The sequence below is a fragment of the cyanobacterium endosymbiont of Braarudosphaera bigelowii genome, assembly GCF_020885515.1.
GTDB classification, from domain to species: domain Bacteria; phylum Cyanobacteriota; class Cyanobacteriia; order Cyanobacteriales; family Microcystaceae; genus Atelocyanobacterium; species Atelocyanobacterium thalassa_A.
Genome location: NZ_AP024987.1, coordinates 1,158,860 through 1,182,425 on the forward strand (window position 1 = coordinate 1,158,860; position 23,566 = coordinate 1,182,425).

Here is a 23,566-nt window from a genome sequence, read left to right on the forward strand (position 1 = left end):
TACAATAATGCTATAGATTGCAGGATTATATAAGAGATCCATTAATTATTAAGACTCAAAGACTTGAAAAAAAGTTAGATGTTCTTCTAACTAACTTACGTTATGAACAAAAGCAGTTAGCTTGTTGGAAATCTGGCAAAATGGCTGTTGCTGCCGTTCCTGGCGCAGGGAAAACTTATAGTCTTGCTGTCACAGCTGCAATATTAATTGCCCGTAATAATTTAAATGTTAATAAGCAGTTAGTTATCGTTACATATACTCGTTCGGCTGCTACAGCAATAGAAACGAAAATAAAACAACATCTTGTTAATTTAGACATTTCTCAAGATGGTTTTGTTGTAAATACACTGCATGGTTTAGCTCTTCAGATTATTAATCATCATCCTAATTTTTCTAAATTAAACTTAGCAAATTCAACCCTTATTAATCTCACCTCTAATCATAAAGTTATTGAAAATTCTGTTGATAAGTGGATTGACAATAATCCTTTGCACTATGAAAGTTTGTTGAAAGGAACTAAAGTTAACAAAGCTAAAACTGAACAATTACGTCGCAAATCTATATTAAGAAACGAAATTTTGCCGAAATTTGCATATACTATTATTAGAGAAATAAAAAGTTCTGGTTTAACTTTAAAAGAACTTAAAAAATTTAATGAACGTAAACATAATAATTATAAAACTTTATTATTAGCATTTAGTCTTTATAAGGAATATCAAACAATTATGAAATCTTTCAATTTTATTGACTATGACGATATGATTCATGAATCAATAAATATTTTGGAAGAGCTTGATATTAGAAAAATTTGGCAACAAAAAGTTTTTGCTGTTTTTGAAGATGAAGCGCAAGATTCTAGCCCCTTACAAGAAAAATTAATTTCTATTCTTGCCAGTGATGATAATAATCCAAATTTTGAAGCTAATTTAATAAAAGTTGGTGACTCTAACCAAGCAATAAATTCTACGTTTACTGCTGCTGATCCAATTTACTTTAACTTGTTTTGTGAGACATGCAAAAACAACAAAACTCTAGTACAGATGAATCAAGCAGGACGTAGTAATATAGATATTATAAATGCTGCTAATTTTACTTTAAAATGGATGAGAGACGAATGGATCAAAAAACAAAAAAATATTAAAAATAATTTTTTAGATCTTCCTCAAACACAAATATTAGAAAGAAATATTCCTTTTCATATACAAGAGATAAAATTAGTTGATCGAAATGATCCTCAAGTTAATGCTAATCCTCAATCATCTAATCCTGGATTAGAAATTCATATTCCTCAAGATATTTATCATAGTATTAAATTAATACGTCAAAAGATCATTACACTTTTAGAGCAAAACTGTAATCAAAGTATAGCAATTTTAGTCAGAGAAAATCGCCAAGGCCATTTTTTAGCTCAAAATTTAAAAGATTTTCCTGAAAAATATAAAATTGCAGTTTATGAGGCAGGGACACAAAATCAGTTTTCCCAAATACCAAAGGATATCTTAACTTTATTAAAGTTTATGGATAGACCACATTCTTCCAATTATTTGAAAAATTCTTTGGAAATCTTAGAAAAACATAATTTAATAGCAAAACAAGATTGGAATAAAATAGTAACTAATCCTGAAAATTTTTTATATTCTACTCCTCTTGTCTCTGAACCTGAAGAATCCGCTTTACAAGCTCGTAACTATTGTCGTAGTTTACTCAAAGCAAAGTTAGAACTTCCTAGTTATTATCTTATTGCTTTTTTAGGAGCAATTTTAAAATACGAAAGTACCGAGTTAGCAAGCGTTCAAAAGCTATCTGATAAAGTTTACGACGAACTAAATGAAGCAATAACTTTAACAAATATTATTAGTGTTTTAAGAAAAATTATTGATCTAGAACAGTTTGAAGAAATTACAGAAGATAATGAACAACTATATGTTAGACCTAATCAAGTTACTATTATGACTATGCATAAGTCAAAAGGTTTAGACTGGAATTATGTTTTTTTGCCTTTTCTCTATGATGATACTCTATCTGGTGAAGTTAAAATTTCTCCTACTTCGAACTTTTTAGGAAATTTTTCTTTAGCAGAAATAGCTCGTATTCAAATTCGAACCTTATCTCATAAGAAGTACTTAAGTTATGAGAACAATATTGATATAACTAAAATAGAACAAGTATGGGAGCAAGCAAAGTTATTTAAGAAAATAGAAGAGTATAGATTAATATATGTCGCGATAACTCGTGCAAAAAATACTTTATGGATATCTGCAGCAAAGAAAGGGCCTTCATACTGGAGAAATATTAAAGAAAACGTATTTTTAAAACCTAAAACTCCATGCTTAATTTTCCTGGCATTAATGAATAAATTTCCACAGTTTGTAACTAAGCACTAAAGATGTATATCTTATAATCATTACAGTATTAAAAATACATAAATCACCAAAACATGACAAATAAATATATATTATTTCTTAAATAAAAATAGTTTCTAAAATATATTTAACTGCAAAATTCATAGATACATTAAATTCTTTAAACTTTAAATATAATAAAAAAATCTTAGTTGAGCTATAAAGATAAATGCTTACACATTAAAATATGTTTTCAAAAAAAAATATCATTAAAAATGATCTAACTTTAGAACTTATCGCTATTCTTAGCATTTATTTTATTCAAGGGATTATGAATTTGGCTCGCTTAGCGATAAGTTTTTTTCTTAAAGATTATCTTTTTCTTAATCCATCTCAAATGAGTCTTATAATAGGTATTTCTACTATTCCTTGGGTTATAAAGCCACTTTTTGGATTTTTTTCTGATAATTTTCCACTATTTAACTACCGTCGTCGCTCATATCTTATATTTTCAGGTTTATTAGGAAGTTTATCTTGGAATCTTTTAGCAACAGTTAAAAGTAATATTTTGTTAGCAACTATGATTATTACTTTAATTTCTGTCTCTACGGCAATTGCTGATGTTATTGTGGATTCACTAATTGTAGAAAAAGCTCAAGATAAGTCTTTAGAAAAAGTAGCAGAACTTCAATCTCTGACATGGGGAGCTGTTGCTTTTGGTAGTCTTATTACGTCTTACTTGAGTGGTTGGTTACTAGAAGAATTTAGTGGCAAGACAATTTTTAGGATCACATCTTTTTTCCCTTTTTTTATTTGTATTATGGCGTTATTAATTGTGGAGAAAAAAATTAATAATGATGTAAATGGTGTTCAATATAGTAGCTGTTTAATAAAACAGCATATAAATCAGATATTAAAAGTTATTAGACAGAAATCAATTTTATTGCCAACTCTTTTTATATGCTTTTGGCAGTCTACCCCTAATACAGAATCGGTTTTTTTTTACTTTATTACTAATGAATTAGAATTCAAAGCAGAGTTCTTAGGAAGAATTCGTTTAGTAACAAGTGTCGCAGCCTTATTAGGAATTTTTATATATCAAAAGTTGTTAATAAATATTTCTTTTAGAAAAATTTTAAAATATAGTATTATTACTTCTTCGATACTAGGAATGAGTATGTTGTTACTAGTAACTCATCTTAATAGAAAATTAGGTATCAATGATTATTGGTTTACTTTAGGAGATAACATAGTCGAAGCTGCTATAGGAAAGATAGCCTTTATACCTGTGTTGACTTTGTCAACTAAGATATGTCCAAAAGGTATTGAGGCAACTCTTTTTGCTCTCCTAATGTCATTGATTAATTTTTCTGGTATTCTATCTAATGAATTAGGAGCATTTTTAACTTATATTTTGGGAATTACAGACATCAATTTTGACAAATTTTGGATATTAATTATCCTAGCTAATTTATCTACACTTTTACCGTTATTGATTATCAATTGGTTGCCAGATGAAATAAAAAGTTAATACTAAGGAAACAATTATTTTGAAAAAAATTATGTAATGAAATATTATTTAAATCTTTATTGTTGATATATAGTACTTTCAAATATTATTTAAATCTTTATTGTTGATATATAGTACTTTCAAATATGATACCTTTTTTTATTTAAAACATATAAAAATAGTTTAATATTTATATTAAACTATTACTGAATTCTGATTCACTAAAATCAAATATTATAATTCAAGATTAAGAAAAATTAGGACCTAAGCCAATTTTAGGAGCATAAATAGCAGATTTGCCTAATTCCTCTTCAATACGCAAAAGTCGATTATATTTTGCTATTCTTTCACTACGGCATAGAGAGCCAGTTTTAATTTGTCCAGAATTGACAGCTACGGCTAAATCAGCGATTGTTGTGTCTTCCGTTTCTCCAGAACGGTGTGAAATAACAGTGTTATATTGATTACGAGAAGCCAGGGAAATAGTGTTTAAAGTTTCAGTTAAACTACCAATCTGATTAAGTTTAATAAGAATACTATTTGCTACTCTTTCATTGATTCCCTTACGAAGACGATGTTGATTTGTCACAAACAAATCATCTCCTACTAATTGCACAAGGTCTCCTAAAGATTCCGTACATAATCGCCAATTGTCCCAATCTTCTTCATGTAAACTATCTTCTATAGAAACAATGGGATATTGGCTAACTAATTTAGATAAATAATCAATAAATTCTTTTGCCGAATGGGATGTGTCGTCATAGACATATTGCCCAAACTTATAAAATTCACTAGAAGCAATATCCATAGCAAAAAATATCTGTTTTCCTGGTTTATAGCCAGCCGTTTCAACAGCCTCAATAAGTAAATCTAAGGCTTCCTTATTTGAACCCAAATTTGGTGCATATCCTCCTTCATCGCCAACTCCACAAATTAGTTGACGTTTTTTTAAAACTTTACCTAATGAATAAAATATTTCTGCACCCCACCTTAAACCTTCTTTAAAGGAGTCAGCACCAATAGGCATAATCATGAATTCTTGGAAATCAACGTTATTGTTAGCATGACTTCCTCCATTAATCAAATTCATCATAGGTATAGGCATAACGTTTGCTGATAAACCTCCGATATAACGATATAAAGGTAGAGACAGTTCTTCAGCAGCAGCTTTAGCAATAGCCAAAGATACACCAAGAATCGCATTAGCTCCTAATACCTTTTTATTACTAGTGCCATCCAGTTCAATCATTAAATCATCGATAATATTTTGTTTAAAGGCATTCATTCCTATTAAACAGGGAGCAATTTTTTCTTGTATATTTATAACTGCTTCTAGGACTCCTTTACCATTGTAACGATTAAGATTATTGTCTCTTAGTTCGTGTGCCTCATAACTTCCTGTAGAAGCTCCGCTAGGAACCTGAGCTGTACCAAAATTTCCTGTTTCTAATATTACTTCTACTTCAACAGTGGGAAAGCCTCGAGAATCTAAAATTTCCCTAGCATATATATCCTTTATAGAAGCAATAGCTCTATTTGACATATGAAAATAACCTCTATTTGAATAATACTATCTATATACAAACAATATAGTAATTTATTACTCGTATATAAATAATAGTAAAACTATTATTTATATAGTTACTTATTTTTTTGATAAGATAGGCTGTTTACCTGATAATCCTGTCATTAGTCGCAAAACATTATTTTTTAGAAGCGGTATCTGGTTGATGACTACTAAACCAAAGCGGCGCATTAGTACTAAAAGAAAATAATTATTAGAAAATAAACGATCTAGAAAATCAGTAAAACCTAAAATTATCCAGTTTTCCCGTCGCCTTAATGACTCATACTCTTTTAATAGTCTTTGACTACCAATATCTTCACCTTTTTCCCAAGCTTTTTCTAATATTTCTGCTAAAACTGCTACATCTCTTATCCCTAAATTTAATCCTTGTCCCCCAACTGGATGACAGCAATGAGCAGCATCTCCAACTAATGCTAGCCGAGATTGAATATAATTTTTACTTTGCATTAACTGCACAGGGAATAAAGATCTGTTATTCATTAAAGTAATAGAACCTAATAATTTCGGAATATGCGTTTTTAATTGTGCTAAAAATTCTGTATCTTCTAGATCGTGAAGAGCTTTGGCTTGAGCATGTGGAAGAGTCCAAACAATCTGGCACCGATTATTTGGTAGAGGTAAAATAGCTAGGGGTCCAGTATACCAAAATCTTTCAAAGGCTATATCATTACGGGAAGCCTGATGCTTAATAATAAATGTAAGACATGATTGCCAGTACTTCCAACCTTGAGTCTTAATCTCTGCAGATGAACGAACAAAAGAAAGTGGTCCATCAGCGCCAACTACTAGTTTAGCTCGTAGTTTATACGCTATGTCATCCTTTTCTATGTTTACTATGGATTTTGATTTTTCAGTATCTAACTTTACAACTTTAGTAGAAGATAAAAGCTGAATATTAGGATACTTTACGGTTTCATTTTGTAAAATATCTAAAATTACTTTATGTTCACCTACATATCCTAAAGAATCTGTTTTTAAATCTGTTGATTTAAACTTTACTACTTCTGAGAAGTCAGCATCTGAAAGAAAAATGTAATTAAATTTACTAATTTCAGGTAATATTTTTGACCAAATACCAATACCGTTAAAAATTCTACCAGATAGTAGAGAAAGAGCATAAGCTCTTTCTCTACAAGCAACTTTTTCTAAAGTTTGTGATTCTATAATCTTAATTTTTAATCCTGATTCTTTAAGGGCTAAAGCTAAAGTTGTACCTGCAATACCTCCTCCAACTATAGCAAGATCGCACTCTAAATAACTAGTAGAATCTAATTGATTTAATGTTGCTGGTTGTAAAGTCATACTAGATGTAGTTTCGCAAAAATAATAGTAAGTGTCTACTATTTATTGTGACCTGAGTTTTGACAAGGTGCAAGAGAAAATAATCTACTTCGTATCTTAATACTTTTAAAATAGATAACCTTGTAAAGTATTACAGCCTATATATCAAGTTAATAATAATATTTGTCTATGAATTTTTAGCAAGCTAATTTTTTGTCTTGATATTTTTTCTAGCATTAAAACGACATCTTTAGGAGATAATATAATCCCTTCATCTTGAAAATTACTCGTAAACGAGAGAACAACGACTTCATTTTCAAAAGAATCTAGTTTCAAAGAAATCATTTGATTTCTTAAGTTAATAATCTTAAAGTTTCCTGATTTTGTTGTTTTTTCCCAGTTAATTTCTTTTTTTACCAAAATACTATTAATCCAACTTTCCCAAACTTTTCTAGATATTATATGCTTTGTTTCAAGTTTAATAAGATATTCCGACCCCTTTAGTAACTGAGTTGTTGATTTAGAATTAGTCTTTATTTCTTCAATATCGTAAAGTGGTAAATTTTTGGGTAAGCTATTTTGCAATACTGAATAGAAATCAGTGATGTCTAGAGTTTCAGTTAATTCAAAATCAATAATTTCTCCATTACTTGTTACACCTAAAGTAAGTGCATTAGCAATAGAAAATCTAGGCCCAGGGTGATACCCTCCAGTAAAAGATATAGGTAGAGATGCACGTCGTAATACTCTATCAAATAGACGTATTAGATCAAGATGACTTAATAAAGATATTTCATTTATTTTTCCAAAATAAATACGAAATCTTTGAACTCTAATGTTATTAACTTGAAAATTACCATTGAATTTTGGAACAGGAGGTGGAGGAACTATAATATTGTGACCAAAATTTAAACCACATACTCCACAATGAGAACATTTTTCAAAAGCACAATCAGGAATTAATACTTCTCTTAAAGCCCTTTCTAAATCTTCCAATAACCATTTTTTACTAATACCAGTATCGATATGATCCCATGGCAAAGGTATATCGCATAGCTTATGTTGTTTGGTTGTATTTTGAACTTCACTAAAGATATTCCATTCTCCTTTTTCTATGCTGCGATACTCCCAACTAAGTCCTGACTCTTGAATAGATTTTTCCCATGCTAAGTAGGCTTTCTCTGCATTTTCCCACCATGAATCCATTCCAGCTCCCAATTCCCAGGCACGTTTAATGACTTTAGATAATCTTCTGTCACCTCTTCCAATAAAATCTTCCATTCTTGAAATTCTCAAATCAGTATAATTAACCTTGATACCTTTTTGAGACTTAAATGCTTCTTTCAACAACTTTTGTTTATCTTTAAACTCTGAGTTAGATACTGAATGCCACTGGAAAGGAGTATGTGGTTTAGGAGTAAAATTAGATATGGTAATTGTAAAGCTCAACGGCTTTCCCTTTTTTTTTCTACACTCTTGTTGTAACCATTGAACAGTTTCTACAATACCAAGAATATCTTGATATGTTTCTCCTGGTAAACCAATCATAAAATAGAGTTTAATTCTATCCCATCCTTCTTCAACTGCTGTACTTATCCCTTGCAAAAGTTCTTCATTTGTTAGTCCTTTATTGATTACATCACGCATTCTTTGAGTTCCTGCTTCAGGAGCAAAAGTTAAACTAGACTTGCGATTTCCACCAATAATATTGGCAATATTTTTATCGAATCTATCTACTCTTTGGCTAGGAAGGGATAAAGTAATATTATATTTTTGGAGACGATTTTTAATTTCTATACCTACACTTGGGAGAGCTAAATAGTCAGAACAGCTTAAAGATAGCAGTGAAAATTCGTTATATCCAGTTTCTCTAATACCTTGTTCGATAGTTCCTATAATTTCTTCAGGTTCAACATCTCTTGCTGGACGTGTCAACATTCCTGGCTGACAAAATCGACACCCACGTGTACATCCACGTCTTATCTCCACTACTAGACGATCATGAATGGTTTCAACAAAAGGGACTAATCCTACACCATAAGAAGGCATAGGACGAGCTACACGGCGTACAATTTTTGGACAAACATCTAAGTGATTAGGTATAACTTGACCAGATTTTTTTACGTTATAAAAACGAGGAACATATACACCTGGTATTTTGGCTAGGTCTAATAATAATTCTTGTTTATTTAACTGATTAGCTTTTCCTTGTTCAACAACTAAACCTATTTCTGACAAGAGTTCTTCTCCGTCTCCTAACGCTAGGAAATCAAAAAAATCAGCAAAAGGTTCAGGATTAGAAGTAGCAGTTTGCCCTCCAGCAAAAATTAAGGGATAGTCCCAATTTTTTTGTAAATTATTACTTGAATCTTTTATTGAAAGTTCTCTTTCTTTCCAAGTTAAAGGAATTCCTGATAAATCAAGCATTTCTAAAATATTCGTTATTCCAAGCTCATAGCTAAGATTAAAACCAAGGATATCAAATTCTATTAGTGGATGGCGAGATTCTAAACCGAAAAGTAAGGTATTAGTCTCTCTTAATCTTGTTGCTAAATCTGGAGCAGGTAAATAAGCACGATCACATAATTGACGAGGTTGAGTATTTAAAATATTGTATAGAATAATATGACCTAAATTAGATGCTCCTAATTCATAAACTTCTGGATAAGTGAGTACCCAACGAACATTGACGTCATTCCAAGGTTTATGTTTAGCACCTACTTCATTACCAAGATATCGAGCTGGTTTAACAATATTTGGAGTAATGAGTTCTTCTATATCGATTATCATAAATAGTTCCCTGAGATTCTTTCCTAATGTTCTTTAGTCTTTCAAATGTATTAGAAGTATAGAGAAAAGAATTAAAAAATATAAAACAATCTTTCAATATTTAAACAGTTCACTTCCGACTGCTTCTCTTGTTTGGTGTATATATACTTGGCGATCATTGTAGATTTCTAATGCCTGATCTAATTGGGTTAGCTCAAAAATAATACGTACTGAAGGAGATAAAGAACAAACACTTAACTTTTTGTTGAGGCGTTGAGCGAGCCGAAAGGCTGACACAATGGCTATTAGTCCTGTACTATCTATAAATTCAACTTTTCTCATATCGACTAAGAACTTTTTACAAACACTATTACTTATAAAACTGTTTAATTCTTTTTGAAAATCACTAACATTGTTAGAAGTAATATAGCCATTAGGTTCAAAAACGGCTGTTTCCAAATGAATTAAATGATTTCCTATCATTGATATTTTTCCTCAAATTTACAATTAATTTTTACTATATTAATCAAATCATAGATGATTTTTAAAAATATACTCTTTTGTAAAAAATAAGCTATTAGTTATAGTTTCTAATGTTATTTGTGTAGCTAAATATTTTTTGATTAATATAACTAATTTTTATATTTCAAAAATAAATATCAATGAAAATTATTTCTAAAAGTTTTCCGAACTTACTTTATCCATGGAAATTAGTCTAGCATTATATAGATTGTTTGTCATAGAAAATGGTTCTCTTATTATTTTTTTTAATCCTAATAAACTTTAACTTCTTGTTTGTTAGGATTTAAAAAGAGATTGATTGAAAGATGTTAGCTTACATTACTCGATACTAAAGAATTAAAATTTTATGAAAAGTAGGAACTGATATGATAATACAATATATTTAGCTAAACTTTTATTTAGTTAATAGTTTAAAGTCTGTAAAATTGATCGGTTATTATACTGTTTGTTGTCCAGAAGAATATTCTTCTAACTATTTTATTAGTTTTTTTTATCATCTTAATGATTTTAAGTATTTTTTGTGTATGATTTTAAATATTTTTTTAATTCGTAGATCTAGAGAAAATCCACGTTGAGCTTGAATCAATATAGTATTACTGATCATATCATGCAATGTTTGACTATATCGTTTTTGGCTTCCTAAGGCTGCACTGAAGTCTACTATTAAAGGAGTTATCAAAAGTAGCATCGAAAGACCATTATTAAGATTAATACTAAATCCTAATATAGCTAACAAAGCTAATAATCCTAGAGTAATTTCACGTTTAAGAATTTCATCTAATCGGGGAATACGTCCACATCGAACACTTGTAATTTTTAAATCAAATGCCCAGTTACCTAAACTTTGTCCTTTATTTTTAAAAACTACAACTACTTTTAATATTAACCATATGAAAATAAAAATAGTATTTTGCAGAATTCCTTTAAAAAAAGAGCTTAAAAACCATATTGTAATAAAATCTAGTAAAAATGCATATATTCGACGATTAAATGGTGCCTTTGAAAAATGATTATGTACCAATGATGAATGCTTAGAAGACATATAACTTACTATAAATCGATATTAATTTAATTTTCAATAAGCATTCTATTGCATCTAACTATTAGTTAATAAATATATTTTGAAAAATTCAATCTTTTACTTGATGTTATTCTTAATATAAACATATTTATTAAACTAAAGATTATTACTTATTTAATACATTAAGAATACTACCTAAATATGGCAAAGAATTATTTATAGTCTTATTTAGTATATAAAAGAGTTAAATAAAATTAATTTATAAACTTTTAACTTATAAAAAAATAGTTTTAACGGAACAGGTTACTAGATGACTTTGGGTAGAAATTTACAATAAATAATAAAATAATACCAAAATTGATTGAAATATCAGCTAAATTAAATATTGGAAAATTAATTAAACGAAAGTCCAAAAAATCCACCACATATCCAAAGAAAAATCTATCAACTCCATTACCAAGAGCCCCTGCTAGTATAAAACCATAGCCTAACTGCTCAAGCACCTTCATCTTTTCCCCAAATAAAGATAATACTATTAATCCTATACTTATTCCTAGGGAGATCCAACGTAACCAGATTACTCCTCCCTCAAAGAAACTAAAAGCAGTTCCGGTGTTTATAACATAAGTAAAATGAAAAATTCTAGGCAAAAAAGGAATTGTATCTCCAATTTCAATAAATGATTTCATTACCCAATACTTACTAATCTGGTCTAGTAGTAAATTGCTAAAACCGATTAGCCAAAACCATATATTTTTTTTTAGAATGTTATTCATATTTGCTAATAAAATAGAATATGACGCAAAATAAAAGCTAAAAAAGCTGTAGCACAGGCTATAATTAATTGTGAAAAGATAGAATCAATAGAATAATTCATCATAAGATTTAATAAATCTGGTGTTGATAAGGCCAGAGGCTTTAGCATCCAAAAAATAAATAAATAAGTCAGACCAAAAATATGTATAGCTAGCAAACCACTTATTGTACTCATAAGTAAAATTTCTAATTTGGTTTTATATTTAAAAGATAGCCATCCACATAGCCAAGCTCCAGGAGCAAAGCCCAAAATATAACCGAAAGTAGGGTCTCTAAAGTATTGAAGACCTCCCCCATTAATAAAAATGGGATATAAAAAAAGTCCTAGTAGTAAATAAGAGATTTGTGATAGGAATCCTGCATTTTTTCCTCCCATGCACCCTGTTAATAAAACAGCTCCTATCTGAAGAGTTATACCTAAAGACAGATGACTAACATCTTCTCCTCGAAAATTCCAAGCTATACTTGCTTCAGCAAAAACGCTAAAAATTGTTAATAATAATCCAATTATAGTCCAAAGTAATTCATTAACAAAAAGCACAATTAATAAATAGTATTTATATATCTTAATAATTTTATATCTTTATGTATAGGGTTCACAAATAGTTGGAGACTATCCACCACAACTTATCTCTAAATCAATTTTAGTATAATTATTTATAACAGTAGTAAAAGTACCTTCTTATAAGATTATGATATCTTTTTTGTTCGAAATATTGACGATTCTAGCCATTGCTTGGAGTTTTTAAACTTTTGACATAGTTAGTATAGTAATACGGTAAAATGTAATAGTTATCTATTCTTAATCATAGATTCAATGACAATTGAGCGACAAAAACTGGATCATTCTTTATTAAATATTCATCATTTAGGAGATAAAGATTTACGTAAGTCTGCAAAACGAATTTCCAAAATTGATGATTCTATTCGTCAACTAGCTAGAGATATGCTACAAACTATGTATAACTCTAATGGTATTGGTTTAGCTTCCACTCAAATTGGTATTCATAAGCAATTAATTGTTATTAATTGTGAACCTGAAACCTCTACCAATACCCCTTTAATTTTAATTAATCCTAAAATTAATTATTACTCTCAAGAATCATGTGTTATGGAAGAAGGCTGCTTGAGCATTCCTGGTGTATATCTTGATGTAACTCGTCCTGAAATGATTCAAGTTTCTTTTAAAGATGAATATGGAAAACCTTGTCAAATAGAAGCTAGTGATCTATTGGCAAGAGTAATTCAACATGAGATTGACCATCTTAATGGTGTCATGTTTGTTGATAGAGTCAAAAATGATCTAGATCTGACAACAAAGCTTCAAGAACAAGGATTTAATAGAGAATCTGTAAAATCTTTGAAGTAAAATAACAGAAAGGCTATTTTTATTAAAATTCTCATAATTTTAAATAGCTATTATATATAGAATTAACCATCATTTAAGAAAATAAAAATTTTATTATTAATACTTACCCTATGAATCCTTTATCAAGACTTCTGTAGTTCTTTCAGCATTTTAATTAATATAGAAAATCATTCCTATATTAATTAAAATGTTTCTTTTATACAATACAATCAAAATGATTAACCGTAAAAAAATTATAAGTGTAAGCAACTTAAAGGTTGATATCTAAATCGAAGATAAATATCCTAAAGAATGTTTAACTTTAGTTAAAGTTTCATTTGCAATAGTTTCAGCTCTATTTTTACCTTCTTTCAATACTGAATCTAAGTAATATTTATCATCTATAATTCTGTGATACTTTTCTTGTATCGGCTTTAATGCTTCAACAGTTGTATCAATTAATAAAGGTTTGAATTGTCCCCATCCCATACTATGACATTCTTGAAATACTTCTTGTTTTGTTTTTTCAGATAAAAGTGCATATAAGTTTAATAAATTATTACATTCTGGACGCTCTTTGTTGTCAAATTCCAAGCCCTTCAAAGAATCAGTTTTACAGCGTTTAATTTTTTTCTGTATCAGATCAGGTGAATCCAATAAATTAATTCTGCTTAAATCAGAAGAATCAGATTTTGACATTTTAGATCTCCCATCGCTTAAACTCATAACTCTTGCTCCTTCAGTTTTAATTAAAGGTTCAGGAATATTAAAAACTGGATTTTCTAAAGTAGCAAATTTGCTATTAAACCGTATCGCAATATCTCGAGTTAATTCTAAATGTTGTTTTTGATCTTCTCCAACAGGAACATGACTAGCATTATATAATAGTATGTCTGCTGCCATTAGTATAGGATAATTTAATAACCCAACGCTAACATTTTCTCCCTGCTTAATAGCTTTTTCTTTAAATTGAATCATCCTCTCTAACCAATTCAAAGGTGTAATGCAATTAAGTAACCAAACAAGTTCACTATGAGCAGAAACATGAGATTGAACGAAAATTGTAGAATCATTCAAATCAATACCGCAAGCCAAATAAAGAGCTGCGATAGAATATGTATCTTTAATTAGAGTTTTTGGATCATGAGGAACAGTAATGGCATGAAGATCTACTACACAAAAAAAGTTTTCATACTTTTGTTGCAAACTCACCCAGTTACGAATTGCTCCCAAATAGTTTCCTAAATGTAAATTACCTGTAGGTTGTACTCCTGATAATATACGTTGTTTAAGCATTAAAGTAATATTGTAAATTAGTTATTATAACTTCTTTAAGATTATGACCGATTATGTAATTCATGTAAAAGAATTTATATTCTATGTCGATATGGATTATTTTGGAATATTTTACTTAGGCTAGATAAAAAATTACATCGAGGAGTATATAGTAAACGATAAATTTGTAACTAAAAAAGATAAACAACAAAATATTCAAAAAATCAATGTGTAAAACTTGATGCAAACAATGTTTAACATAATATTACATTTAGAAATAATAAAAATTAATAAATGAAGTTTTTATTTATTAATTTTTATGAGATTGATTTTTAATATTAATCTTTGTAAAGATCTAGTATTGCTAATTACTAAAAATGAAATCTTTTAGTCACTACTTTTTATTCATTTTAACTATACTGTTACTAAAAATATACATAAAAATTTCCTAATTCGAAGCTTAAAGTGTATGATTGTGCTTTAATAAAAACTTAATTTACATTACTATTTAGAGAGGTAAGAAACATTGTCTCGTAGTTACCTATTTACTTCTGAATCTGTTACTGAAGGTCATCCTGATAAAGTCTGTGACCAAATATCTGATACCATTATCGATACCCTACTTCATCATGATGATCAAAGCCGGGTAGCGGCCGAAGTGGTAGTAAACACGGGGTTAGTATTAATCACTGGAGAAATAACCTCTCAGGCTAATATCAATTTTGTTGAACTAGCACGTAAAAAAATTGCAGAGATTGGATATACTAATGCCGATAATGGGTTTTCTGCAGATAGTTGTTCAGTTTTAGTGGCTTTAGATCAACAATCAGCCGATATTGCACAAGGAGTGACTCAAGCTCATGAACAGCGAAAATCGTCTAGTGATGATGATTTAGATAAAATTGGGGCAGGTGATCAAGGGATTATGTTTGGTTATGCCTGTAACGAGACTCCCGAATTAATGCCCTTACCAATATCTTTAGCTCATCGTTTTTCACGTCGTTTAGCTACTGTCCGTAAAATAGGTGAACTACCCTATTTACGTCCTGATGGAAAGACACAAGTATCTATAGTCTATGAAGATGGTATCCCCGTAGGAATTGATACTATTCTCATTTCCACTCAACATGACGAAACTATTGGTTTATTAACTAACAATAATGATGTTCAGAATAAAATAAAGTCTGATCTATGGGATACAGTGATATTACCGGTTCTCAAAGAGTTTAATATTAAATCCTCAGACAGCACTCGTTTTTTAGTCAATCCTACTGGAAAATTTGTTATCGGTGGACCTCAAGGTGATGCAGGCCTGACTGGTCGTAAAATAATTGTAGACACTTATGGTGGCTATTCCCGCCATGGTGGAGGAGCCTTCTCTGGAAAAGATCCTACTAAAGTGGATCGCTCTGCAGCTTACGCTTGCCGCTATGTAGCGAAAAATATTGTAGCCGCAGGTCTGGCGGATAAATGTGAGGTTCAAGTTAGTTATGCTATTGGAGTAGCTCGTCCAGTCAGTATCTTTATAGATACGTTTGGGACCAGTAAAGTAGATGAAACAAAGCTGTTAGAAATTATTAAAGAATTATTTGAATTACGTCCTGCAGGTATTATCCAAAACTTTAGATTATGTCAGTTACCCTTGGAAAGAAATGGTCGTTTTTATCAGGATACGGCAGTGTATGGACATTTTGGCAGAGATGATTTAGATCTACCTTGGGAATTAACTGATAAAGCAGCTATGTTAAATCAGGCTTTTGCCATTAATGTTTAGTAACTTTAGATTATCGCGACTATTTAATTCTTCTTTTATTTATAAAATAATCAAATAGTCATCATAACTTTCTTAATACAATCAAAGCTTTAATTGTATTAATCATAAATAAATTAATGATTAATACAATTAAAACTGGGAAATAATTAGTATGTTTCATAGTTAGCATATATTCTATATAGTTTAATCTATTTATGAAAAAGGATACTAAGTAGCTATGTACACTAGATTTATTTAGATAAAAACTATCTCAAAAAAATATAGAAAAATCTAAGTTTTACAGGTTTAAAATCATATAGTGTGCTCATAGTTTGTTAAAGATCTTTTCGTTTTGCAAACCTCAATTTTGCAGAACGGGAGCGTCGATTATGTTTTTTCTCCTCTTGTGTAGGAATAATAGGTTTTTTATTTATCACATCAAGTAAATATGAATTGCGAAAAGTGTGCTTAACAATACGATCTTCAAGACTGTGAAAACTAATAATTCCAATATTTCCTTGAGTTTTTAACCAAGAAGGTGACTCTTCAAGAAATTTTTCCAGAGAAGTAAGCTCATCATTAACAATAATACGTAGAGCTTGAAAGACCCGAGTAGCTGGATGAATACGCCCATAACGATACTTGGAAGGAAATACTTTAGAAATTGCTGAAGCTAAATCAGTAGTAGTAAAAAACGGACGATTTTCTACTAAATAACGAGCAATAGAACGAGAGCGTTTTTCTTCTCCATATTGATAAAAAATATTTGCCAAGGTCGTTTCATTCCAATGATTAATAACTTCCCCCGCAGTGAGAGACTGCTGGCGATTCATTCTCATATCTAAGGAAGCTTCATGACGAAAACTAAATCCTCGTTCTGGATTATCTAATTGAGGAGAACTGACACCTAAATCAGCAATAATACCATCAAACTCTCCAGCTTTTCCTGGATAATCTACAAAATTTCCTGCCCATGTTTGTAAACGTTGTCTCACAGAAGAAGACATATTAGTTTTAGTATTTAAAATTGCATCATTGTCTAAATCAATACCAACAACTTGAACATCAGGAAAAGTACTTAGAATTAAACTGCTATGTCCTCCCCTTCCAAGAGTAGCGTCTAAGTATTTACCACCAGGTTTAATAGCCAAACCTGCTATAAGTTCTTTAGATAGTACAGGTATATGGACGTCAGAAAAAAAATGTTTTTCAATTTGTGTGATATTTATCATAACGAAATTTTTTAGTAGTTATCAGGAACTTATAACACTCAAAATAATTCAAAAAAAAAGAAATTCCGCGGAGATCCAGTTATCATTATGAATTTGACGGTTCAACGTATGGTGTTTGTTCACTTTTGTTTTTTAAATTTGAACAGGATTTTGCCCCGTTTTCTTATGTCTAGCCTAGTAGGACTGCTTGGTATTCTTTACGGATGTAGTTTAGCCTCAACTGTTTCTTCTTCTCCCTCGCAGTCAGTCGTTAGATTTAGTGACAAAGATATCACTAATTATGCCCAAATTGTTCTAAAAATTGAGGATCAGCGCCAAATTGCTTATCAGAAAATTGAAGAAATAACAGAAGGTTTACCACAAGAAATTAGCTGTGACCAGTCAGACACTCTAAAGCAATTACCTAATCAAGCTCAAACTATAGCAGTTAAGTTTTGTAATTTGTCTAAGAAGATAGCTCAAGATAGTGGTTTATCTTCTAATAGATTTAATAGGATAACTGAAAAAGCACAAAAAGATACAACTCTAAGAAAAAGAATTCAGAATGCTATGATTCGAGCTAGACTGCCTTAATCAAGATAATAATAAGAAATTACTAATATTAATCATTCCTAAAACATAAAAGAAAGCATATTTTTTATACTTACAACAATAATTTTTATGAATTACAAAATATTAATTTTGGAAAAATAAAAATCTAGAATCTATTTGATTAAAAAAGAAAGATTTTGTTTCACATCTTTAGCCTAAGACGATTTATTTAATCGAGATACTTTAAAGATATCCAAAGATAAGAGTTTTAACAAAATACTCTGATCTAAATTATTTTTTTAATAAATGTCGTATAGATTTATTAAAAATTTTCAAAATTTAACAATCAAATGAAATCTTGATATCAATAATAATTTTTTCGTAAGATTAATTAAGATTATATTTAGAGAATACATATTTAGGAAGAGTAAAGTTTACACTTATCACTGGTGTTACTGAAAAACACTTTAATAGTAAAATATAATTGTAATTTTCCTAATCTAGATAACCCGTAGAGTGAGTAAGAATTGTATGACAAAGCGAACCTTTGGTGTCATTGGCTTAGCGGTGATGGGAGAAAACCTCGCCCTTAATGTTGAAAGTCGTGGTTTTCCAATTGCTGTCTATAACCGCACAGCAAGTAAAACAGAAGAATTCATGAAAACTCGGGCCCAGGGCAAAGATGTTAAGGCGGCCTATTCATTAGAAGAGTTTGTAAAAGTTTTAGAACATCCTCGTAAGATTTTAGTAATGGTTAAAGCCGGGAAACCTGTTGACGCTGTTATTGAAGATTTAAAACCCCTTTTAGAGAAAGGAGATATGATTATCGACGGTGGTAATTCTCTTTTTGAAGATACCGAACGTCGTACTCAATATTTAGAATCAACAGGACTTGGTTTTGTTGGTATGGGTGTTAGTGGTGGTGAAGAAGGTGCATTAAAGGGTCCTAGTCTAATGCCTGGAGGTACCAAAGCTGCTTATCAAGAATTAGAGCCTATTCTAACTAAGATTGCAGCGCAAGTTGATGATGGTCCTTGTGTTACATTTGTCGGTCCTGGTGGAGCGGGGCATTATGTCAAAATGGTTCACAATGGAATTGAATATGGCGATATGCAGTTGATTGCAGAAGCCTATGACATTATGAAAAATGCACTTGGACTCAATAATCAAGAATTACATGAAGTATTTGCTAAATGGAATACTACTGATGAGCTTAATTCTTTCTTAATTGAAATTACTGCAGATATCTTCAAAAATATTGATCCAGAAAGTAACAAGGCCCTTCTTGACTTAATTTTAGATTCTGCTGGACAAAAAGGTACAGGTCGTTGGACGATAGTAACTTCTTTAGAATTAGGAGTTCCCATACCTACAATGTATGCAGCTGTGAATGCACGAGTAATGTCCTCCTATAAAGACGAACGAGTATCCGCTTCGAAACAATTAACTGGCTCTACTACCGAATTTAAAGGAAATGTTAGTGAGTTTGTTGATAAAGTAAGAGATGCTCTTTATTGCTCTAAAATATGTTCATACGCTCAAGGAATGGCTTTAATTGCTAAAGCTTCTAAGGAGTATTACAATGGCGAGATAAGCTTACCAGAATCATCTCGTATTTGGAAAGGTGGTTGTATTATTCGAGCTGGTTTCTTAGATAAAATTAAGAAAGCTTTTGTTGATAATCCAAACTTACCTAATTTACTTTTAGCTCCTGAATTTAAGCAAACTATACTAGATCGTCAAGATGCTTGGCGTGAAGTTCTTGTATTAGCCAGTCAAGCAGGAATACCAGTTCCCGCTTTTAGTGCCTCTTTAGACTATTTTGATAGTTATCGCCGTGCAGATCTACCTCAAAATTTAACTCAAGCACAACGGGATTATTTTGGAGCTCATACATATGAGCGTATCGATAAACCTAGAGGAGAATTCTTCCACACTGAGTGGGCTTCATAATTCTTCTTTTAATATAGACTTATAAATAAAATCCCTTTTTATAAATAAAAAGGGATTTTATTTATAGGAGTTAAATACTGATATAGATAAACTAATTTAATAGTATGTGGCTATAAGCTTTAGATTACCATTCATCTTTATCTAATTTTTTTTTATTTATTTGTTTTAAATTATCTGTTAAAGGATTCACAATTTTGAAAATAGCATCTTCTATAAAAGTTTTAAGAAACACATCTTGTCTATTCAATTGAAAATTTCGTTGTACTACTTCTTCAATGCCTCCTTGACCCCAGCTTTGATTATGATAAAAATATTCAATAAAACTTTGTCCTGCAATACGTGTTAGATAGGCTACTGTTAAGCCTTGCAAAACTTTTCCTACGAGATAACTCGATATATTTAGTTGTAATATTCTTCCTAAAATTTCAACAGCTCCTTTCGTTATTTGTAAACCTATTAAAGTTTTTCCTAAAGATAACGCTAGTTCTTTCCCTTCATCACTACTTAACTTATATTCATAAACTTGTCCAATTTCGACTATCATCTGTGTATTAACTGCTGCCGTTGCTAACATGTCAAAAAAAGGTAATGGATTAACAATCACAATACCTGCTGTCATCCATTGATATTGATTAATTATCTTGTTACTTTGTTTATTTCTTTGTTTATTAATAATCTGAGACATTTCCTCCCCTAAACGTTGAGATTTTATAAGAATGTTTTTGGTAATTAATTCTTGTCCTTCTGTTTGGATAATCATGACAATCTTTTTAGTTAAGATATTAATGTCAGCTGATAAATTTACTTTTTGCCTTGCCTTTAACTGTCTATTTTGAGGGTTTGCAGCTGTTAAGATTATATCTTCTATAAAAGTAAATTCTTTTATTTTATTTCTTAAGCTATTTAAAATTTTGATTTTATCTTTTTTAGAGTAAAGATCTGTTTTGTTAAAAATTAATAAAACTTTTTTACCAAAACTATTAATGAATTTTAAAAATTGATATTCAGATTCAGATAAATCATTATCTACGACAAATAGTAGTAAATCTGACTGTATAGATAACTGTTTTGCCAACATTTCTCTTTTTTCCCCTCCAGATCCCATTTCTAGAATACCTGGAGTATCCGTAATCAAAATTTTATTAGATAACTCTTCTAATTTAATGCGATAACTTATTCCAATTTTAGTTGTTCCCATAGAAGAATTTACTTGACCTATTACTTCACCAACTAAAGAATTTACAAGAGATGTTTTGCCTGCAGAACCTTTGCCAAAAATAATAATTTTAAATTCTTGTCTATCTAAATCATTTTTAATTTCTTTAGAACGCTTTAGCAGAGATTGTTTTGCAACTTTGTCTTTAATACTTTTTACTTGGTTGAGAACAATTCTTACATCTTCTAAAGAATTTTGTTTTCTATTTTTAAATTTAGGCAAATGGTTAATTTTATGCTTGAAATTAGATTTTCTAAAGAAGAGTTTATTGTAGTAGTGTACTAAGGCATAAATCAGAAATCCTGATATTCCTGTTATTAGAAATATTAGAATATTAGCTAGTAGCGGAGCAGTAAAAGAAATTTGTATGTAAAGTTGGTAAATAGAATTGACCAGCCAGATAATTAATCCAAGAATTAAACTTAACCCAAAAATTAAGATAATTAAACGATGAAAAGGCATAAGGAGCATATTAGCTAGCTAGCAATAAAACAAACTAAATTATTAAAATAATTACCCTCCTGATTTTTCAGAGAAAGTAAATCACATAAAGCTAAATATAATTTAAGGTACATTACTAAATTACATTTGAGGTCAAGGCTTGTTGGAGTATCAGAATAATATAATTCTTTCTAATATTTTAAGCTTAACTTAATCTTACCTTATGTAAATTAATTTTTAAATTTATCGATACTGAACAATATTGAATTATGGATAACTATAATTTATAGTAGGGTTTCAATTCTATTTAATAAATAATAAATTTATAAAAATTAAAACCATTAAAGCATATAAAATTCCACTATAAATATTACGATTCTATATGTTTACTTTGAAAATAATTTAAATAATTATTTTCAAAGTAATTTGTATTTATTATTAACTTTAATTTAATGAATCACATAGTTAAGTTACAAAGTAACACTATAGATTCATCACGAAAGCTGCACTATTACGTCAACTATTAAACTATATCGATTCCTATCTTCTCATATACTAATTGTATGTATTTAATTTTTGTTTATAAATATCAATATAATTAGATAGATTTTTTATTAATTAAGTTAATTTTATAGGAACTGCTGATTAAAAATCATATTTGAGGGCTACAATTCGACTAATATTCAAAATTAGTTAGAAAATATAGAAATTTTATAAATATGGCTCAATTAAAACGAACAACAGTTGGAATTGTTGGTGTTTCTGGATATGGAGGAATACAGCTAGTTAAGCTTTTACAAGAACATCCTTTAGTTGAAATTGTCTATTTAGGTGGAAAAGAAAGTACTGGAAAATTTTATGCTGAAGTATATCCGCATTTAGGACACGAAATTGATTTAGTTATAGAACCTATTGATATTGATTTAATTGTTTCTCGTTGCGAAGTAGTTTTTTTAGGTTTACCTAATGGCTATACTTGTGACCTTGCTCCTAAGCTACTTTCTAAAGGTTGTAAAGTTTTTGATTTATCAGCAGATTACCGGTTTAAAAATTTACAGGTTTATAGTTATTGGTACAATAAAAAACGTAATGACATAGAAACTGCAAATTCTGCTGTTTATGGTCTTCCAGAACTATATCGTACTGATATACAGTCAACTTCACTAATTGGATGTCCTGGATGTTATCCTACAGCTAGTCTGCTAGCTTTATCACCTCTCCTAAAACAAGGTTTAATACTTCCAGAAACCATCATTATTGATGCAAAGTCAGGAACTTCTGGGGGAGGTAGACAAGCTAAGATGAACTTATTGTTAGCTGAGGCAGAAGGATCACTTGGCACATACAATGTGGTTAGACATCGCCATACACCAGAAATAGAACAAATTTGCTGTGATTTGACTGGTCATGAGGTCAAAGTTCAATTTACTCCCTACTTAGTACCTATGGTTAGAGGAATACTGTCGACTGTTTATGCAAGTCTTAGGGATCCAGGATTAGTACGTGATGACTTACTAACTATTTACAAAGCTTTTTATCGCTTTTGTCCTTTCATTAGGATACTACCTAAAGGAGTTTACCCTCAAACAAAATGGGCCTGTGGAACAAATCTTTGTTACATTGGGATCGAAACCGATTCACGTACGGATCGAGTAATTGTTTTCTCTGCAATTGATAACCTTATTAAAGGACAGGCTGGACAAGCAATACAATGTCTCAACATTATGATGGGATGGGAAGAAACACTTGGCTTACCTCAATTATGCTTCTACCCCTAAGATAGATTGGAGCAGTAAAAATTGAGGATGTATTTTTATAGGAAACTAGCTAATTTTATACAACTGAAAACGTATATAAAATTTAACTGTGTATCTTAATTTTGATAAAACTTTTGAAATATACAACTTTATTTTGCCTTAAATTATTTTACTAATTGTATAGTAGAGGAAAGCTCTTCCTACTACATAC

At 30.0% G+C, this 23,566-nt stretch carries 17 protein-coding genes; 7 read left to right on the forward strand and 10 right to left on the reverse strand.

Annotated elements, in window-relative coordinates; translation table 11 throughout:
• Positions 1 to 47: 47 nt before the first annotated feature.
• Together LPC16_RS04865 and LPC16_RS04870 are read left to right on the forward strand one after the other, a co-directional pair.
• Positions 48 to 2,384 (forward strand): ATP-dependent helicase, encoded by a 2,337-nt coding sequence (locus tag LPC16_RS04865; RefSeq protein ID WP_407084199.1) that lies wholly within the window; start codon positions 48 to 50, stop codon positions 2,382 to 2,384.
• 205 nt (positions 2,385 to 2,589) lie between these two features.
• Positions 2,590 to 3,873, forward strand: coding sequence for a folate/biopterin family MFS transporter (locus LPC16_RS04870; RefSeq protein WP_229637004.1), 1,284 nt, complete (start codon positions 2,590 to 2,592; stop codon positions 3,871 to 3,873).
• A gap of 226 nt (positions 3,874 to 4,099) precedes the next feature.
• Here LPC16_RS04870 and eno read toward each other — a convergent pair whose 3' ends face one another.
• From eno to LPC16_RS04905, 7 genes are all read right to left on the reverse strand, one after another.
• Positions 4,100 to 5,395: a phosphopyruvate hydratase gene (gene eno / locus LPC16_RS04875; RefSeq protein ID WP_229637005.1), complete on the reverse strand. Its 1,296-nt coding sequence runs from the start codon at positions 5,393 to 5,395 to the stop codon at positions 4,100 to 4,102.
• A 102-nt stretch (positions 5,396 to 5,497) separates the two neighbouring features.
• Positions 5,498 to 6,742, reverse strand: coding sequence for an FAD-dependent hydroxylase (locus LPC16_RS04880; protein ID WP_229637006.1), 1,245 nt, complete (start codon positions 6,740 to 6,742; stop codon positions 5,498 to 5,500).
• Between the two features lie 144 nt (positions 6,743 to 6,886).
• Complete coding sequence (locus LPC16_RS04885) at positions 6,887 to 9,511, reverse strand: TIGR03960 family B12-binding radical SAM protein (RefSeq protein ID WP_229637007.1); 2,625 nt, start codon at positions 9,509 to 9,511, stop codon at positions 6,887 to 6,889.
• 93 nt (positions 9,512 to 9,604) lie between these two features.
• Complete coding sequence (locus LPC16_RS04890; RefSeq protein WP_229637008.1) at positions 9,605 to 9,973, reverse strand: STAS domain-containing protein; 369 nt, start codon at positions 9,971 to 9,973, stop codon at positions 9,605 to 9,607.
• A gap of 532 nt (positions 9,974 to 10,505) precedes the next feature.
• The gene (locus LPC16_RS04895) at positions 10,506 to 11,054 is read right to left on the reverse strand and encodes an RDD family protein (RefSeq protein ID WP_229637009.1); all 549 of its coding nucleotides are present in this window, start codon (positions 11,052 to 11,054) and stop codon (positions 10,506 to 10,508) included.
• 269 nt (positions 11,055 to 11,323) lie between these two features.
• Complete coding sequence (gene lspA, locus LPC16_RS04900) at positions 11,324 to 11,809, reverse strand: signal peptidase II (protein WP_229637010.1); 486 nt, start codon at positions 11,807 to 11,809, stop codon at positions 11,324 to 11,326.
• A gap of 5 nt (positions 11,810 to 11,814) precedes the next feature.
• On the reverse strand, positions 11,815 to 12,390 hold the full coding sequence (locus LPC16_RS04905; protein WP_229637021.1) for a biotin transporter BioY: 576 nt from the start codon (positions 12,388 to 12,390) through the stop codon (positions 11,815 to 11,817).
• A gap of 264 nt (positions 12,391 to 12,654) precedes the next feature.
• Here LPC16_RS04905 and def point away from each other — a divergent pair, with 264 nt between their 5' ends.
• Positions 12,655 to 13,218 carry a peptide deformylase gene (gene def / locus LPC16_RS04910; protein WP_229637724.1) on the forward strand — a complete coding sequence of 188 codons (564 nt, stop codon included), beginning with the start codon at positions 12,655 to 12,657 and terminating at the stop codon, positions 13,216 to 13,218.
• 264 nt (positions 13,219 to 13,482) lie between these two features.
• Here the strand turns inward: def and trpS are convergent, their stop codons facing one another.
• Positions 13,483 to 14,493, reverse strand: a complete 1,011-nt coding sequence (gene trpS / locus LPC16_RS04915; protein ID WP_229637023.1) for a tryptophan--tRNA ligase — start codon at positions 14,491 to 14,493, stop codon at positions 13,483 to 13,485.
• Positions 14,494 to 14,998: 505 nt separating this feature from the next.
• Here trpS and metK point away from each other — a divergent pair.
• Positions 14,999 to 16,246, forward strand: a complete 1,248-nt coding sequence (gene metK / locus LPC16_RS04920) for a methionine adenosyltransferase (protein ID WP_040055126.1) — start codon at positions 14,999 to 15,001, stop codon at positions 16,244 to 16,246.
• A 314-nt stretch (positions 16,247 to 16,560) separates the two neighbouring features.
• Here the strand turns inward: metK and rsmH are convergent, their stop codons facing one another.
• On the reverse strand, positions 16,561 to 17,457 hold the full coding sequence (gene rsmH, locus LPC16_RS04925) for a 16S rRNA (cytosine(1402)-N(4))-methyltransferase RsmH (protein ID WP_229637035.1): 897 nt from the start codon (positions 17,455 to 17,457) through the stop codon (positions 16,561 to 16,563).
• Between the two features lie 150 nt (positions 17,458 to 17,607).
• Between rsmH and LPC16_RS04930 the strand changes: the two genes are divergently transcribed.
• Together LPC16_RS04930 and gnd are read left to right on the forward strand one after the other, a co-directional pair.
• Positions 17,608 to 18,030 carry a DUF4168 domain-containing protein gene (locus LPC16_RS04930; RefSeq protein WP_229637036.1) on the forward strand — a complete coding sequence of 141 codons (423 nt, stop codon included), beginning with the start codon at positions 17,608 to 17,610 and terminating at the stop codon, positions 18,028 to 18,030.
• A gap of 489 nt (positions 18,031 to 18,519) precedes the next feature.
• Positions 18,520 to 19,941 carry a decarboxylating NADP(+)-dependent phosphogluconate dehydrogenase gene (gnd, locus tag LPC16_RS04935; RefSeq protein WP_040055125.1) on the forward strand — a complete coding sequence of 474 codons (1,422 nt, stop codon included), beginning with the start codon at positions 18,520 to 18,522 and terminating at the stop codon, positions 19,939 to 19,941.
• A gap of 124 nt (positions 19,942 to 20,065) precedes the next feature.
• On the opposite strand, the gene LPC16_RS04940 is transcribed toward gnd, so the two are convergent.
• Positions 20,066 to 21,619 carry a YcjF family protein gene (locus tag LPC16_RS04940; RefSeq protein ID WP_229637037.1) on the reverse strand — a complete coding sequence of 518 codons (1,554 nt, stop codon included), beginning with the start codon at positions 21,617 to 21,619 and terminating at the stop codon, positions 20,066 to 20,068.
• Positions 21,620 to 22,317: 698 nt separating this feature from the next.
• Between LPC16_RS04940 and argC the strand changes: the two genes are divergently transcribed.
• A complete protein-coding gene (gene argC / locus LPC16_RS04945; protein WP_040055123.1) occupies positions 22,318 to 23,376 on the forward strand; it encodes an N-acetyl-gamma-glutamyl-phosphate reductase in 1,059 nt (352 codons plus the stop codon).
• The last annotated feature ends 190 nt before the right edge of the window (positions 23,377 to 23,566 follow it).

Bases quoted from the DNA above. Each gene is read 5' to 3' on its own strand.
- LPC16_RS04870 (WP_229637004.1), top strand. From the start codon at position 2,590: ATGTTTTCAAAAAAAAATATCATTAAAAATGATCTAACTTTAGAACTT.
- eno (WP_229637005.1), bottom strand. From the start codon at position 5,395: ATGTCAAATAGAGCTATTGCTTCTATAAAGGATATATATGCTAGGGAA.
- LPC16_RS04880 (WP_229637006.1), bottom strand. From the start codon at position 6,742: ATGACTTTACAACCAGCAACATTAAATCAATTAGATTCTACTAGTTAT.
- LPC16_RS04885 (WP_229637007.1), bottom strand. From the start codon at position 9,511: ATGATAATCGATATAGAAGAACTCATTACTCCAAATATTGTTAAACCA.
- LPC16_RS04890 (WP_229637008.1), bottom strand. From the start codon at position 9,973: ATGATAGGAAATCATTTAATTCATTTGGAAACAGCCGTTTTTGAACCT.
- LPC16_RS04895 (WP_229637009.1), bottom strand. From the start codon at position 11,054: ATGTCTTCTAAGCATTCATCATTGGTACATAATCATTTTTCAAAGGCA.
- lspA (WP_229637010.1), bottom strand. From the start codon at position 11,809: ATGAATAACATTCTAAAAAAAAATATATGGTTTTGGCTAATCGGTTTT.
- trpS (WP_229637023.1), bottom strand. From the start codon at position 14,493: ATGCTTAAACAACGTATATTATCAGGAGTACAACCTACAGGTAATTTA.
- rsmH (WP_229637035.1), bottom strand. From the start codon at position 17,457: ATGATAAATATCACACAAATTGAAAAACATTTTTTTTCTGACGTCCAT.
- gnd (WP_040055125.1), top strand. From the start codon at position 18,520: ATGACAAAGCGAACCTTTGGTGTCATTGGCTTAGCGGTGATGGGAGAA.
- LPC16_RS04940 (WP_229637037.1), bottom strand. From the start codon at position 21,619: ATGCCTTTTCATCGTTTAATTATCTTAATTTTTGGGTTAAGTTTAATT.
- argC (WP_040055123.1), top strand. From the start codon at position 22,318: ATGGCTCAATTAAAACGAACAACAGTTGGAATTGTTGGTGTTTCTGGA.